General features: G+C 72.1%; 12 protein-coding genes. 7 read left to right on the top strand and 5 right to left on the bottom strand.

All coding sequences use genetic code 11. The features are described from left to right. The first annotated feature begins 62 nt into the window (after window positions 1-62). On the top strand, window positions 63-815 hold the full coding sequence (locus ACYVDA_RS10165; RefSeq protein WP_460817895.1) for an IclR family transcriptional regulator: 753 nt from the start codon (window positions 63-65) through the stop codon (window positions 813-815). 15 nt (window positions 816-830) lie between these two features. On the opposite strand, the gene rarD is transcribed toward ACYVDA_RS10165, so the two are convergent. After that, a complete protein-coding gene (rarD, locus tag ACYVDA_RS10160; protein ID WP_460817893.1) occupies window positions 831-1,742 on the bottom strand; it encodes an EamA family transporter RarD in 912 nt (303 codons plus the stop codon). 69 nt (window positions 1,743-1,811) lie between these two features. Here rarD and ACYVDA_RS10155 point away from each other — a divergent pair, with 69 nt between their 5' ends. Next, window positions 1,812-2,276 (top strand): SRPBCC family protein, encoded by a 465-nt coding sequence (locus ACYVDA_RS10155; protein WP_460817890.1) that lies wholly within the window; start codon window positions 1,812-1,814, stop codon window positions 2,274-2,276. Between the two features lie 482 nt (window positions 2,277-2,758). Next, window positions 2,759-4,141 carry an NAD-dependent succinate-semialdehyde dehydrogenase gene (locus tag ACYVDA_RS10150; RefSeq protein WP_460817889.1) on the top strand — a complete coding sequence of 461 codons (1,383 nt, stop codon included), beginning with the start codon at window positions 2,759-2,761 and terminating at the stop codon, window positions 4,139-4,141. Between the two features lie 72 nt (window positions 4,142-4,213). Here the strand turns inward: ACYVDA_RS10150 and ACYVDA_RS10145 are convergent, their stop codons facing one another. Together ACYVDA_RS10145 and ACYVDA_RS10140 are read right to left on the bottom strand one after the other, a co-directional pair. Then, entirely contained in the window at window positions 4,214-5,305 is a 1,092-nt protein-coding gene (locus ACYVDA_RS10145) for a 2-oxoacid:ferredoxin oxidoreductase subunit beta (RefSeq protein WP_460817886.1), read from the bottom strand. After that, window positions 5,305-7,179, bottom strand: coding sequence for a 2-oxoacid:acceptor oxidoreductase subunit alpha (locus ACYVDA_RS10140; protein WP_460817884.1), 1,875 nt, complete (start codon window positions 7,177-7,179; stop codon window positions 5,305-5,307). Before ACYVDA_RS10140 ends, ACYVDA_RS10145 begins: the two co-directional genes overlap by 1 nt. A gap of 232 nt (window positions 7,180-7,411) precedes the next feature. Between ACYVDA_RS10140 and ACYVDA_RS10135 the strand changes: the two genes are divergently transcribed. The 4 genes from ACYVDA_RS10135 to ACYVDA_RS10120 are packed head-to-tail and all read left to right on the top strand — an operon-like array spanning window position 7,412 to window position 11,199. Then, window positions 7,412-8,461 (top strand): sulfate ABC transporter substrate-binding protein, encoded by a 1,050-nt coding sequence (locus ACYVDA_RS10135; RefSeq protein ID WP_460817882.1) that lies wholly within the window; start codon window positions 7,412-7,414, stop codon window positions 8,459-8,461. Next, complete coding sequence (cysT, locus tag ACYVDA_RS10130; RefSeq protein WP_460817880.1) at window positions 8,458-9,324, top strand: sulfate ABC transporter permease subunit CysT; 867 nt, start codon at window positions 8,458-8,460, stop codon at window positions 9,322-9,324. Before ACYVDA_RS10135 ends, cysT begins: the two co-directional genes overlap by 4 nt. Continuing rightward, window positions 9,314-10,198: a sulfate ABC transporter permease gene (locus ACYVDA_RS10125; RefSeq protein WP_460817879.1), complete on the top strand. Its 885-nt coding sequence runs from the start codon at window positions 9,314-9,316 to the stop codon at window positions 10,196-10,198. The genes cysT and ACYVDA_RS10125 overlap by 11 nt, the downstream gene beginning before the upstream one ends. Next, window positions 10,195-11,199 (top strand): sulfate/molybdate ABC transporter ATP-binding protein, encoded by a 1,005-nt coding sequence (locus ACYVDA_RS10120; protein WP_460817876.1) that lies wholly within the window; start codon window positions 10,195-10,197, stop codon window positions 11,197-11,199. Before ACYVDA_RS10125 ends, ACYVDA_RS10120 begins: the two co-directional genes overlap by 4 nt. Before the next feature lie 145 nt (window positions 11,200-11,344). Here the strand turns inward: ACYVDA_RS10120 and ACYVDA_RS10115 are convergent, their stop codons facing one another. Together ACYVDA_RS10115 and ACYVDA_RS10110 are read right to left on the bottom strand one after the other, a co-directional pair. Continuing rightward, entirely contained in the window at window positions 11,345-14,212 is a 2,868-nt protein-coding gene (locus ACYVDA_RS10115) for a DEAD/DEAH box helicase family protein (protein WP_460817874.1), read from the bottom strand. Between the two features lie 13 nt (window positions 14,213-14,225). Next, on the bottom strand, window positions 14,226-14,717 hold the full coding sequence (locus tag ACYVDA_RS10110) for a YajQ family cyclic di-GMP-binding protein (RefSeq protein WP_460817872.1): 492 nt from the start codon (window positions 14,715-14,717) through the stop codon (window positions 14,226-14,228). Window positions 14,718-14,770: the final 53 nt, after the last annotated feature.

Genomic DNA, 14,770 nt, shown 5'->3' with positions numbered 1-14,770 from the left:
ATCCTCCGGTAGAAGCCCCGTCGACCGGTGGATCCGTGCCCGTCGGGCCGCCGGCGTGGCGCGTGCAGTCCGTGGACCGCGCCGTCCACCTGCTCCGCGCGGTCGCGGGCGCGCGCGGGGGCGCGGGGTCCGGGACGGTGGCCCTGGGGGACGCCTGCGGCCTCAACCGGGCGACCGCCTGGCGGCTCCTGTCGACCCTGGAGAGCCACGGTCTGGTCACCTGCGACCGGGTCGCCAACCAGTGGACGATCGGCGCCGGGCTGGTCGACATCGTGCGGGTCTCCGGCCTGGACGCCGTGCTCCGTGACGCCCACGCGACGCTCGAGCAGCTGGCCGCCTCCACGGGGGAGACGGCCTCCCTGGCCGTGCTGCGCCAGGGCGCGCTGGTGTACGCCGACGAGGTGGTTCCCGCCTCACCGGTGGCCGCGAACTGGTCCGGACGCGAGGTCAGCCTGCACGCGACCTCGACCGGCAAGGTGCTCCTGGCGTGGTCGTCGGCGGCCCAGCGCGCGGAGCTCTTGGCCCGCCGGCGCGAGGTCTTCACCGCCACCACGGTCACCGACCTGGCGGCGCTGCGGCGCGAGCTCGACCAGGCCCGGGAGCGGGGCTGGGCCGCGTGCCGGGGCGAGTTCGACGAGCAGGCCTGGGGCGTGGCGGCCCCGGTGCTCGACCACGCGGGTCGGCTGCTGGCGGTGCTGAGCATCTGGGGCCCGCGCGACCGCATCCCCGAGGAGCGCCTGCCCGAGCTCGGCGAGGTGGTCCGGACGGCCGCCGCCGAGCTCTCCGGCGATCGCGCCACGACCCCGCCGGTCTAGTCCACCGGGTGTCGATCAGGCCGCGACGGACTCCGCCGACCGGGCCAACCGGCCCCTCTGGTGGTGGTGCAGCGTCTCGGTGGTCACCAGCACCAGCGCCGCCCACACTAGGGCGAACCCGACCCACTTCACCGGGGTCATCGCCTCGTGGAAGACCACGAGACCGAGGATGAACTGCAGCGTCGGGGTGAGGTACTGCAGCAGCCCGATCGTGGTCATCGAGACCCGGGTGGCCGCCGCGCCGAAGCAGATCAGCGGGATCGCGGTGACCAGGCCGGTCGTCACCAGGAGCAGGCCGTGCCCCGTGCCGTGGGCGGTGAAGCCGCCCCGTCCCGTGGCCCCCAGGAAGACCAGCCAGCCCAGCGCGAGCGGGAGCAGGACGACGGTCTCGAAGGTGAGGCTCTCCACCGCCCCGACGTCGGCCTGCTTCTTGGCCAGGCCGTAGCTGCCGAAGGAGAAGGCCAGCAGGAAGGCGATCCACGGCGGGTGGCCGTAGTCGACGGTCAGCACGACGACCGCCACCGCCGCCAGCGCCAGGGCCGCCCACTGCAGCCGGCGCAGGCGCTCGCCCAGGACGACCACGCCCAGCAGCACCGTGACCAGCGGGTTGATGAAGTAGCCGAGCGAGACCTCCACGACGCGGCCCGCGTTGACGCCGTAGATGAAGCCGCCCCAGTTGAAGGCGATCACGACGGCGGCCACGCTCAGCAGCGCGAGCGTCCGCGGCGTGCGCACGATGGCGCGGAGGTGGCTCAGGCGACCCAGGACGACGGTGAGCACCAGCATGGTCACCATCGACCAGACCACGCGGTGGGCCAGGATCTCCACCGCCCCGGCGGGCTTGAGCAGCGGCCAGTAGAGCGGGAACAGCCCCCACATGGCGTACGCCGAGGCGCCCAGAAGCAGCCCGCGGCGTTGCTCGTCCATGTCAGCACCGTACGCCGCAGACGCTCATGACCCTCGCGGTGGGGCGCCCCGCGGTCCTACCCTGCTGCCGTGCCCGACTACCTGGTCTCCCGCAGCACCTCCGTCGACGCCCCGCCCGCTCGCGTGCACGACCTCGTCGAGGACTTCCACGCCTGGACGCAGTGGTCCCCGTGGGAGGGCGTCGACCCCGAGCTGGAGCGCCGCTACTCCGGTCCCGACCGCGGCGTCGGCGCGGCGTACGCCTGGCAGGGCAACCGCAAGGCCGGCGCCGGCTCGATGGAGATCACCTCGGTGACCGACGAGACCGTCGGCGTGCACCTGGAGTTCCTCAAGCCGTTCCGGTCCACCAGCGAGGTGACCTTCCGGATCGTCCCGAGCGGCACCGGGAGCGAGGTCACCTGGGAGATGCGCGGCACCCGGACCGGCGTGATGGGGGTGTTCGGCCGGGTCGTGCCGGTCGACAAGCTGGTCGGCAAGGACTTCGACAAGGGCCTCGCCCGCCTCCGCGCCGTCGCCGAGCAGCACCCCGCCTGACCCTCCCAGGAACCTCACCTGGCGCCGCGGAGGCTCACCCGGCGCCCGAGGGGGCTCATCTGGCGCCCGAGGGGGCTCACGTGGCGCCCGAGGGGGCTCATTTGGCGCCCGAGGGGGCTCATCTGGTCGCCGAGGCGGCTCATCTGGTGCGGACGGTGCCTCAGGAAACCCCAGCGACATGCAGTTGGCGCTCGGCGCTCCCGTTCCAGGTGGGGTGCCCCGCGGAGACGGCTGAACTCCATGTCGCTCCGGTCAGCAGAGACCATCCGCCAGTCGAGCCTCCTCGGGCACCAGACCAGCCCCCTCGGCGACCAGACGCGCCTCCTCGGCCGCCAGATGGGCCTCCTGGGGCACCAGATGGGCCTCCTCGGCCGCCAGATGGGCCTCCTCGGCGACCGGGTGGGCCTCCGCGGCGAGGCGGCGGGCCCGGAGCGGGACTCCCGGTGGTGGCCGCCGCCAGGGACGCGGAGTAGACAGGGGGCATGGCAACGTACGCAACCATCAACCCGTCCACGGGCGAGACCGTCCAGGAGTTCGAGGACCTCGACTCCGCCGGCGTCCAGGACGCACTCACCCGCACCCAGTCGGCCTTCGAGAGCTGGCGCACCACCACGCCGGCCGAGCGGGCCGACATCCTCACCGCCGTGGCCAAGGCCTACGGCGAGCGCGAGGACGAGCTCGCCAAGATGATCGTGCTCGAGATGGGCAAGCCCCTGCGCCAGGCCGTCGGCGAGGTGCAGCTCTCCGCCGCGATCTACCAGTGGTACGCCGACCACGGCCCCGCCCTGCTCGAGGACGAGGAGCTCGACGTCCCCGGCGCCGACCAGACCGTCGTCCGCAAGCTCCCGGTCGGTCCCCTGCTGGGGATCATGCCGTGGAACTTCCCCTACTACCAGGTGGCCCGGTTCGCCGCGCCCAACCTGATGCTGGGCAACACCGTGCTGCTCAAGCACGCGCCGAGCTGCCCGCAGTCGGCGCTGCTGATGGAGGAGATCTTCCACGACGCCGGCCTGCCCCGCGACGCCTACGTCAACATCTTCGCCACCAACGACCAGGTCGCCGACATGATCGCCGACCCGCGCATCCACGGCGTCTCCCTGACCGGCAGCGAGCGGGCCGGTGCGGCCGTCGCCGAGATCGCGGGTCGCAACCTGAAGAAGGTGGTGCTCGAGCTCGGCGGCTCCGACGCCTTCATCGTGCTCGACTCCTCCGACCTCGACGAGACCGTGAAGTCCGCGACGCGGGGCCGGATGTCCAACACCGGCCAGGCCTGCAACGCGGCCAAGCGCTTCGTGGTCGTGGACTCGCTCTACGAGGAGTTCGTGGAGAAGCTCACCGCCTCCTTCGCCTCGATGACCCCCGGCGACCCGATGGACCCCAAGACCGCGCTCGGTCCGCTGTCCTCGGAGTCGGCCGCCTCGACGCTGGCCGAGCAGGTCGACCGCGCCGTCGACCAGGGCGCCACGGTGCTCACCGGCGGCAAGCGCGTGGACGGCCCCGGCGCCTTCTTTGAGCCCACGCTGCTCGCCGACGTCACCCCGGACAACGACGCCTACCGCGAGGAGCTCTTCGGTCCGGTCGGTGTGGTCTACAAGGTCGCCGGCGCCGACGAGGCCGTCGAGCTGACGAACTCCTCGTCCTTCGGGCTCTCGGGCTCGGTGTGGAGCAGCGACGAGGACAAGGCCCGCGAGGTGGCCGACCGGCTCGAGGTCGGCATGGCCTTCGTCAACGAGCACGGCACCACGATGCCGGGCCTGCCCTTCGGCGGGGTCAAGCGCTCCGGCTTCGGCCGCGAGCTCGGCCCCTGGGGCATGGACGAGTTCGTCAACAAGAAGCTCGTCCGGGTCTCGGCCGCCAAGAAGTAGCACCGCCCGACGACGCAACGGGCCCGGTGCCTCCCACGTGGGAGGCAACGGGCCCGTTCGGTGCGTGCGGGGTCAGACGACCGTCCAGGTGTCGCCGCCGTTGATGAGCGAGCCCAGCGCCGCGACCGGGTCGTCCTGGGCGGAGGCGGCGGTCCTGATCTGGTCCCGCGCTTGGTCGTCGTACGTCGAGCGCTCCACCGACCGGAAGATGCCGATCGGGGACTGGTGCAGGACGCCGGCGTCGGTGAGACGCGACAGCGCGAACGCCGTGGTCGGGTCGTCGTGGTGGGCGTCGTGGACCAGCAGCGAGGACTCGTTCTCCGGGGTCACCTCGACGACCTCGACGCCGCCGGAGGCCGACCGCACGATCCCCTTGACGCCGCGGCCGTCGGGGCCGGTGGCGCCGAAGCGGATCGGCTCGCCCTGGATCAGCGGGATGATCGCGTCGGCCTTGGTGTCGGGGCTCTTGATCGCGTCGAAGGCGCCGTCGTTGAAGATCGGGCAGTTCTGGTAGATCTCCACGAGCGCCGTGCCGCGGTGGGCGGCGGCCGCGGCGAGCACCGAGGTGAGGTGCTTGCGGTCGGAGTCGACGGTCCGAGCCACGAAGGTGCCCTCGGCGCCGAGCGCGAGCGAGACCGGGTTGAAGGGGTGGTCCACCGACCCGGCCGGGGTCGACTTGGTGACCTTGCCGGGCTCGGAGGTGGGGGAGTACTGCCCCTTGGTGAGGCCGTAGATCCGGTTGTTGAACAGCAGGATCTTGAGGTTCACGTTGCGGCGCATGGTGTGGATCAGGTGGTTGCCGCCGATCGACAGTGCGTCGCCGTCACCGGTCACGACCCAGACCGAGAGGTCCTCGCGGGCCGTGGCGATGCCGGTCGCGATCGCCGGCGCGCGGCCGTGGATCGAGTGCATGCCGTAGGTGTCGAGGTAGTAGGGGAACCGCGAGGAGCAGCCGATCCCCGAGACGAAGACGATGTTCTCCCTGCGCAGGCCCAGACCCGGCAGGAAGGACTGCACGGCCTTGAGCACAGCGTAGTCGCCGCAGCCCGGGCACCAGCGCACCTCCTGGTCGGAGGTGTAGTCCTTGCCGGTCAGCGGGGCCTGGCCCTCCTCGAGCGTCGGGACGCCCTGGAGGCCGGGGAAGGGGAGTGCAGCGGTGGTCATCAGATCTCCTCGATCAGCTCGGTGATCGCCTCGGCCAGCTCGGCGGCCTTGAGCGGCAGGCCTCGGACCTGGTTGTAGCCGACGGCGTCGACGAGGTACTTCGCGCGGACCAGCAGCGACAGCTGGCCGAGGTTCATCTCCGGGATGATGACCTTGTCGTAGCCGGTGACGATCTCGCCGAGGTCCTTTGGGAACGGGTTGAGGTGGCGCAGGTGCACCTGGGCGACGTCGTGGCCGGCCTGGCGGACGCGACGGCACGCCGCGCCGATCGGGCCGTACGTCGACCCCCAGCCGAGCACGAGCACCTTGGCCCGACCGCTCGGGTCGTCGACCTGGAGCGGGGGCAGCGAGTCGGCGATCCGGTCGACCTTGGCCTGGCGCGTGCGAACCATGAAGTCGTGGTTGGCCGGGTCGTAGGAGATGTTGCCGTGGCCGTCACCCTTCTCCAGCCCGCCGATGCGGTGCTCGATGCCGGGCGTGCCCGGGATCGCCCACGGGCGGGCCAGGGTGTCGGCGTCGCGCAGGTAGGGCCAGAAGTCGGCCGTGACGTTGCCGTCCTTGTCCGTCGACTCGTGGTTGGGGCCGGTGGCGAAGTCGGGGTCGATCGTGGGGAGCTCGTCGAGCTCGGGGATCCGCCAGGGCTCGGAGCCGTTGGCGATGTAGCCGTCGGAGAGCAGCATCACCGGGGTGCGGTAGGTGACCGCGATCCGCACGGCCTCGACGGCGGCGTCGAAGCAGTCGCCGGGCGACTGCGGGGCGACGATCGGCACGGGGGCCTCGCCGTTGCGCCCGAACATCGCCTGGAGGAGGTCGGCCTGCTCGGTCTTGGTCGGCAGGCCGGTCGAGGGCCCGCCGCGCTGGACGTCCACGACGACCAGGGGCAGCTCGGTCATCACGGCCAGGCCGATGGTCTCGGACTTCAGGGCGACGCCGGGGCCGGAGGTGCTGGTGACGCCGAGGTGGCCGGCGAAGGAGGCACCCAGGGCGGCGCCGATGCCGGCGATCTCGTCCTCGGCCTGGAACGTGGTGATGCCGAACCGCTTGTGCTTGCTCAGCTCGTGGAGCACGTCGGAGGCCGGGGTGATCGGGTAGGTGCCCAGGAACAGGCTCAGCCCGGACTGCACGCCGCCGGCGACCAGGCCGTAGGCCAGCGCCAGGTTGCCGGTGATGTTGCGGTAGGTGCCGGCGCTCATGGGGGCGGGCTTGATCTCGTACTGCACCGCGAACGCCTCGGTGGTCTCACCGAAGTTCCAGCCCGCGCGGAACGCGGTGACGTTGGCGTCGCGGATGTCGGGGACCTTGGCGAACCGCTTCTCCAAGAAGTCCAGCGTGGTCTCGACGGGACGGCCGTACATCCACGAGAGCAGACCCAGGGCGAACATGTTCTTGGCGCGGCCCGCGTCCTTGCGCGAGAGACCGAACTCCTTGACCGCCTCGACGGTCATGCCGGTCAGGTCGAGCACGGTCAGCGCGTGGTCGGCGAGCGAACCGTCCTCGAGCGGGTTCTCGGCGTACCCGGCCTTGATCAGGTTGCGGGAGGAGAAGTCGTGGCTGTCCACGATGACCGAGGTGCCGGGCTTCATGTCCGAGAGGTTGGCCTTGAGGGCGGCCGGGTTCATCGCGACCAGCACGTCGGGGGCGTCGCCCGCGGTGAGGATGTCGTGGTCGGCGAAGTGCACCTGGAACGACGAGACACCGGGCAGCGTGCCCTGGGGCGCGCGGATCTCGGCCGGGAAGTTCGGCAGCGTCATCAGGTCGTTGCCGAAGGCCGCCGACTCCTGGGTGAAGCGGTCCCCGGTGAGCTGCATGCCGTCACCCGAGTCGCCGGCGAACCGGATGATCACGCGATCGAGCTGCTTGACCTGCTTGGCCACGGTCACTGACCTTCTCTCTCCTCGACGTGCGCCCGCGCGAGAACAGCCCTGGGAGGGCGCGCGGACACCGAGGATCAACGATAGTCCGCCGATCCGCCCGACCTCGACCACACGTGATGCGTCCGACACGCGGACTGGTGTCTCATAATTCGATGGGCTCACTAAAGCGTAGTAACTTACTTGCTTAACGCCCTCCAGGAGCGTGACGCCCACACGAACGAAAGGCACGACCATGACTCGCAAGAACCCCGTCCGGTGGTTCGGCGCAGCCGCCCTCGCCACCGCCCTGCTCACCACCGCCGCGTGCTCGGACCCGGCCTCCTCGGGCAGCAGCGCCTCGGGCGGCAGCGGCAGCGGCGGGGGCTCGGTCAACGTCGTGGGCTTCTCGGTCATGAAGACCGCCAACAAGCAGGTCATCGCCGACTTCCAGAAGACCTCCGCCGGCAAGGGCGTCACCTTCTCGCAGTCGTACGGCGCCTCGGGCGACCAGTCGCGCGCGGTGATCGCGGGCCTCAAGGCCGACGAGGTGCACCTCTCGCTCGAGCCCGACGTGTCCAAGCTCGTCGACGCGAAGCTGGTGCCGAGCAGCTGGAAGAGCGGCTCGACCAAGGGGATCCTGACCCAGTCGGTCGTCTCGATCGTGGTCCGCAAGGGCAACCCCAAGGGCATCAAGACCTGGGAGGACCTGGTCAAGCCGGGCGTCAAGATCGTGACGCCGAACCCCGGCTCGTCCGGCTCGGCGAAGTGGAACATCCTCGCGGCGTACGGGCACGTGCTGGCGCAGGGCGGCGACGAGACCGCGGCCCAGGCCTACCTGAAGAAGTTCCTGGCCAACGTGGCCGCCTTCCCGGGCAGCGGCAAGGACGCCACCACCGCGTTCGAGGGCGGCACGGGCGACGTGCTGCTGTCCTACGAGAACGAGGCCATCGAGGCCCGCCAGGCCGGCGCCGACTTCGACTACATCGTCCCGCCGCAGACCCTGCTGATCCAGAACCCCGCCGCGCTGACCGACAAGGCCAGCGGGGCCGCGAAGGCGTTCCTGGCCTTCCAGCAGAGCGCCCAGGGCCAGACCGACTACGCCGAGCAGGGCTTCCGTCCCCTCGACAGCAGCGTCAAGGTCGACGTCAAGGGCGCCAACGACCCGTCGAACCCCTTCCCGACGCCGAGCAAGCTGCTGACCATCGACTCCGACTTCGGCGGGTGGTCCTCGGCCAACAAGAAGTACTTCGACGAGAAGACCGGCATCGTGACCAAGCTGATCGCCGCCTCCGGGAAGTCATGAGCCTCGACACCTCCCCGGTGAAGCCTCCGGCCCCGGCCCCGGCCCCGACGCGTGCGCGTCGGGCCCGGGGCCTGCGGGCGCTGGGTCCCGGGTCCGCGCTCAGCCTCGGCGTCTCCACGATCTGGCTCAGCCTGCTGGTCCTGATCCCGCTCGCCGCCGTCCTCGTCTCTGCCGCCGAGCTCGGGCCCGGCGGCTTCTGGGACGTCGTCACCGAGGGACAGACCCTGGCCGCGCTGCGCCTGACCGTGCTCGAGTCGATCGGCGTGACCGTCCTCAACGTCGTCATGGGCACCCTCCTGGCCTGGGTGCTCGTCCGCGACCGGTTCTGGGGCCGGCGGCTGCTCGACATCGTCATCGACGTCCCGTTCGCCCTGCCGACCATCGTGGCCGGCCTCGTCCTGCTGGCCCTCTACGGCGCGAAGTCCCCGTTGGGCGTCAACGTGGCCAACACCCGGTGGGCGGTCTTCCTCGCCCTGGCCTTCGTCACCCTGCCGTTCGTCGTCCGCACCGTGCAGCCCGTGCTGGAGAGCCTCGAGCGCGACGTGGAGGAGGCGGCGGCGTCGCTGGGCGCCACCCGGCTGACCACCTTCCGCCGGGTGATCCTGCCGTCCCTGGTGCCGGCGATCGCCGCGGGCGCCGCGCTGGCCTTCGCCCGGGCGATCAGCGAGTACGGCTCGCTGGTGCTGCTCTCGGGCAACCTGCCCAGCCGCACCGAGGTGGCCTCCAACCGGGTCTACTCGTTCCTCGAGAACGGCAACCGCCCCGCGGCGTCGGCCATCGCGGCCATCCTGCTCGTGGTGGCGCTGGTCGTGATCGTCGTCCTCGACGTCCTCCAGAGGAGGCTCGCCAGCCGTGACCGCTGACACCCTGACCGAGCCGGCCCCGGCCCCGCCGGCGTCGGCCCCCACCACCCCGCCGGCCCGGGCGGTGCGCGAGCCCGCCGGCGTGCGCTGGACCCTGCGCGTCGTCGCCGTGGCGTACGTCGTGATGCTGGTCGCCTGGCCGACGTACCTGGTCTTCCAGCGCGCGCTCGCCCCCGGCCTCGGCGCCATGCTCGACGCGCTCAGCGACCCCGAGGTCGGTCACGCGATCTACCTGACGCTCTACGTCACGTTCTTCGCGGTGCTGATCAACCTGGTCTTCGGGTTGACCGTCTCGATCCTGCTGACGCGCTACGACTTCCCCGGCAAGCGGATCCTCTCGACGCTGCTCGACGTGCCGCTGTCGATCTCCCCGGTCGTGGTCGGGCTGGCCCTGGTGCTGGTCTACAACGGCCGCGACGGCTGGTTCGGGCCCGCGCTCGAGGGCGCCGGGTTCCAGATCATCTTCGGCTCCAAGGGCATGATCATGGCCACCGTCTTCGTGGCCCTGCCGCTGGTGATCCGCGAGGTGGTGCCGGTGCTGGAGGAGATCGGCGACGACCAGGAGCAGGCCGCGCGCAGCCTCGGCGCCAGCTGGGGCCAGACCTTCCGCCGGATCACCCTGCCCGCGATCAAGTGGGCCGTGGTCTACGGCGTCGTGCTGGCGCTGGCCCGCTCGATCGGTGAGTTCGGGGCGGTCAAGATCGTCTCGGGCAACATCGCCGGCCAGACCATGACGGCCTCCCAGGAGGTCGAGTCCGCCTACCAGAACTTCCAGCAGGAGACGGCGTACGCCCTGGCCGCCCTGCTGGCCCTCATCGCGATGGTGTGCCTCGTCATCGTGTCCCTCCTCCGCCCGAAGGACGACCACCAGTGAGCATCAACGTCTCCGGCGTCACCAAGAGGTTCGGTGACTTCGTCGCGCTCGACGACGTCTCCGTCGACCTGCCCACCGGCCAGCTGACCGCGCTGCTCGGCCCCAGCGGCGGCGGCAAGTCCACGCTGCTGCGGATCATCGCCGGGCTCGAGACCGCCGACGCCGGCACCGTCACCATCGAGGGCCGCGAGGCCACGCACCTGCCGCCGCAGAAGCGCAACGTGGGCTTCGTCTTCCAGCACTACGCGGCCTTCAAGCACATGAGCGTGGCCAAGAACGTCGCGTTCGGCCTGGAGATCCGCAAGCGGCCCAAGGACGAGACCGCCCGCCGCGTCGAGGAGCTGCTGGAGCTGGTGCACCTCTCGCAGTTCGCCCACCGGCTGCCCTCGCAGCTCTCCGGCGGCCAGCGCCAGCGGATGGCCCTGGCCCGGGCGCTCGCGGTCGAGCCGACCGTGCTGCTGCTCGACGAGCCCTTCGGAGCCTTGGACGCCAAGGTGCGCAAGGAGCTGCGCGAGTGGCTGCGTCGCCTGCACGACGAGGTCAACGTGACGACCGTGTTCGTGACCCACGACCAGGAGGAGGCCCTCGAGGTCGCCGACGAGATCGTGGTCATCAACGAGGGCCGGATCGAGCAGGTCGGCACCCCCGACCAGCTCTACGACGAGCCCGCCTCGGACTTCGTGATGAGCTTCCTGGGCCCGGTCACGACCCTGCACGGCCAGCTCGTCCGCCCGCACGACATCGAGGTGCTGACCACGCCGCAGGCCGCCCCCGACGCCACCCGCGGCGTGATCACCCGGGTGCTGCGGGTCGGCTTCGAGGTGCGCCTCTCCGTCGAGGTCGACGCCCAGGGCCACGACGAGGTCGAGGTCTTCGTCACCCGCGCCACCCAGCGCCACCTGGGCCTCGAGGAGGGCACCGACGTCTGGCTCGCTCCCACCCGGGGTGCCCGCACCGTCGCCGCCCCCCGCTCCGCCGTGGCGGCTCCCGTCTCGGTGTGAGGGCTGGGGGTGACGTTTCCCCGGTTGACCGGGGATCAGTCACCTCTTCGGCTGAACGTTCACCCCAGAACGTTGCCGATCGGCTGACAACCTCCCGGCGCACGCCGACCCGTCGGCACGCTCGAGCACAGCTGGCGGGTCGGGCTCAGCTCCAGGTGCGACGTACGACGCAGGTCGCCGAGAACGGGTCCTCGCCCCGGTGGGTCGCCAGCACGCCGGCGCCCTCGGGGGAGTGGACGTAGACGGCCTGGACCGGCTCCTGCGACCCGCCGACCCAGGGGTGCCAGGCGGCGGCGTACGCGTCGGCGTTGCGGCGGTGGTCGGCGACGACGGCCGGGACGGTGTGCCAGACCTCGCCGTCGGGGCGGTGGCGGCCGCGCGAGCGCAGGCCCCGCTTCCAGCCCTCCCAGCCAGCGGGGGCGGAGGTGCGCATCCGGGGCACGACGTAGCGCGGCGCCGCCATCGGGGAGACGACCTCCTCCAGCGCCGCGGCGTACGTCGCCGAGCCCTGCTCGCCCGCGCCGGTCAGCTCGAAGGACTCCTGCCCGTCGGGGGTGACCCCGATCCGGAGCGCGTCCGAGCCGACGGGGGTGCGGCCGGCGGCGTGGAGGCCGTCGGCGACGGCCGCGGCCACGTGGGCCAGCCCGACCTGGTGGCGGCTGGCGCCGGTGAGGGTCGCGCGCCCCCACTGCGCGAGCGCGGCGACGCCGCCGAGGGCCAGCAGCAGGACGGCCAGCACGATCCCGACCGGCAGCGGCAGGCCGACGAGCAGCACGGCGGCGGCCAGGACGACGGAGGCCACGAGGGGTACGCCGACCAGGCCGGCGCCCGGCCGCACGGTCGACTGGGTCCTCCACGACGTCAGCCCGGAGGTGCCGGCGTCGACGGCGGGCGGCGTCGGGGTCGCGCCCGCCCGGCGCACGCGCAGGACGTGACCGACCACGTCCTGGCCCGTGCCGCGCGAGCGCCACTGCTCGCGCACGGCGTCGCGGTCCTCGGCGCGCACGAGCATCCGGGCGTCGATGGCGTCGTGGTCCTCGCGCGGGGGCGGGGCGTACTCGCTGAAGGTCGAGTCGACCCCGGCCACGCCGTCGACGACCTCGCCGCGCTCGTCGACGGTGAAGTAGCCGTGGTGCTTGCGGGTGAAGCGGTCCCAGTCGTTGGCGCCGGCCACGTGGCCCTCGGCCACGCAGACGACCGTCCAGACCAGCGCGACCTTGGCGGGGTCCGCCGGGTCGGTGCGCAGGGCCCGCCCGCGGGTCTGGACGACCGCGGTGGGCGTGGTGACCGTGGTGAGGTCGACCAGCGAGGTGACGCACGGGGCGTCCCAGCCCTCGCCGAGCAGCCCGCGGGTGCCGACCAGGCAGCGGGTGCGGCCCTGGGCGAAGTAGCGGGTGACGTGGTCGACCCAGGCCGAGGGGGTCCAGCGGCCGGTCAGGGTCCAGACGCCGTCCTGGGGGCCGAGCTGGAGGCTGTCGGCGACCATCGGGTGGGTCGGGCGCAGCCACTCCACGAACGCCTCGAGGGTGGAGCGGGCGCCCGCCACGGTGCGCCCGGTGACCAGCATCGGGTGCAGCAGCGAGGACTCGCGGTCGGTGACCAGGGAGGCCAGCACGCCGAGGGCCGAGCCGGCGGGCTCGGGGGTGGCCAGGGAGGCCTCCTCACCCGGGCCGTCGCCGAGGCGGCGTCGGGTGGTCGCGGTGGCGCGCTCGTGGTCGCAGAGCACCAGCACGCGGGCCCGGTCGCCGAGCGAGGCGCCCTCCGCGGCGGCGATCCCGGCGACGGCCGTCTCCTTGGAGCGCGACCGGGCGGTGACCCGGTCGACGGTGCCGCGGCCAGACCGGATGCCGTGGCGGGTCCAGACGTAGCCGATCGAGGGCAGGGTCCGGCGCACGGACTCCAGCACTGCGCGGTCGCCCGTGGCCTGCGGGCCCTCCTGCTCGCTGCGGGTCTGGATGCACCCGCGCAGCCAGTCGTCGACGACCAGGCGCCAGTCCTCCGCCACCGGGTCGGTGCGGTGCCGCTCGCGCAGGACGGCCCCGGCGGGCAGGGCGACCAGGCCGGCGTGAGACAGCCGCAGGACGGCGTCGGTGAGCTCGGGCTCGCGGGCGGCCCGCTCCTCCCAGGCGGTCGCGCGCTCGTCGCCGGTCGCCGGCTCGCCCGCGAAGCGCTCGGTCAGCCACTGCGGCAGCGGGGTCGAGCCGAAGTCCGGGGCGAACAGGTCGGCGACCAGGGCGGTGAACCGCTCGGACTGCTCGGCCAGCCAGGCCGACTCCTCGGCGGTCGGCTCGACCAGCCAGGCGAGCTCGGCGTACGGCGCCAGGGTGCCGGCCGTGACCAGCGCCGGGATCCGCGCCTCGTAGATCACCGGGCCGAACAGCTCGCCCGCGAGGTCGGCCTGCGCCTGCGTCATCGAGGCCGGCGGGGTCGCGGTCAGCCCGAGCACCATCGCCTCGGGGAGCTGGTCGAGGACCTCGCGCAGCAGCTCACCCCAGACCTCCATCAGGTGGTGGCACTCGTCGAGGACCAGCAGCAGCGGCCCGGCCTCGCGCATCGTCTCCACCAGCTCGCGGCCGTGCTCGTGCAGCCGGTCGAGGTGGGGCGTGCGGGCCCGGGGAGCGACCTCGGACCCGTCGTCGGTGGCCTCCTCGGTCCTGGCCCGACCCTCGGCCCGCTCGTCGTCGAAGACCGCGAGTGCCTGGTAGGTCAACGAGGTGAAGCTGCGCCGCAGGTCACGACGGTTGCCCGCGGGCGCCCCGCCGTACGACTCCCAGGTGCGGGCCCACTGCGCGGTGATCGCGGTGTTGGGCGAGAGGACCAGCACCCGGCGCCCGAGCCGGCGCGCGACCTCGGTGCCGACGTACGTCTTGCCCGCCCCCGGCGGCATCGTCACCCACAGCCGGGTGCTGCCGCCCTCGATCGCGCGCTCGACGGCGTCGAGGGCCTCGGTCTGGTGGGGGCGCAGGGGGAAGGGGAGCGCCAGTCCGTCGTACGGCGCGACGGGTGGGAGCACAGGGAGGACGACCTCAGCGATAGTTGGTGAACTGAACCGCGAAATCGTAGTCCTGCGACTTCACGAGCTGCTGGACGGCCTGGAGGTCGTCGCGCTTCTTGCTGCTGACCCGCAGCTCGTCGCCCTGCACCTGGACCTTGACGCCCTTGGGGCCCTCGTCGCGGATCAGCTTGCCGACCTTCTTGGCGTCCTCCGAGGAGATGCCCTCCTTGAGCGCCACGGTGATCTTGGACTCGCGCCCGGACTGCCGCGGCTCCTCGGCGTCGAGGATCTTCAGCGACTGCTGGCGCTTGATCAGCTTCTCCTTGAACACGTCGAGCACCGCGGTGGCGCGGTCCTCGGCGCTCGCCGAGATCTCGATGGCCTGGTCGCCGGACCACTTGATCTCGGCCCCGGTGCCCTTGAAGTCGAACCGCTGGGAGATCTCGCGGGCTGCCTGGGAGAGGGCGTTGTCGACCTCCTGGTGGTCGAGCTTGCTGACGATGTCGAACGACGAGTCGGCCATCTGGGGGTGAGCTCCATCCGATTTAGTGTGTGGGTCGGTGCTGCGCTATTCTC

Source organism: Nocardioides korecus (genome assembly GCF_054778395.1).
This window is presented reverse-complemented; position numbering and strand designations above follow the sequence as displayed.

What these genes read in the sequence shown, in the direction of transcription:
- rarD (WP_460817893.1), bottom strand. Translation starts at nt 1,742, where the DNA reads ATGGACGAGCAACGCCGCGGGCTGCTTCTGGGCGCCTCGGCGTACGCC.
- ACYVDA_RS10150 (WP_460817889.1), top strand. Translation starts at nt 2,759, where the DNA reads ATGGCAACGTACGCAACCATCAACCCGTCCACGGGCGAGACCGTCCAG.
- ACYVDA_RS10145 (WP_460817886.1), bottom strand. Translation starts at nt 5,305, where the DNA reads ATGACCACCGCTGCACTCCCCTTCCCCGGCCTCCAGGGCGTCCCGACG.
- ACYVDA_RS10135 (WP_460817882.1), top strand. Translation starts at nt 7,412, where the DNA reads ATGACTCGCAAGAACCCCGTCCGGTGGTTCGGCGCAGCCGCCCTCGCC.
- cysT (WP_460817880.1), top strand. Translation starts at nt 8,458, where the DNA reads ATGAGCCTCGACACCTCCCCGGTGAAGCCTCCGGCCCCGGCCCCGGCC.
- ACYVDA_RS10110 (WP_460817872.1), bottom strand. Translation starts at nt 14,717, where the DNA reads ATGGCCGACTCGTCGTTCGACATCGTCAGCAAGCTCGACCACCAGGAG.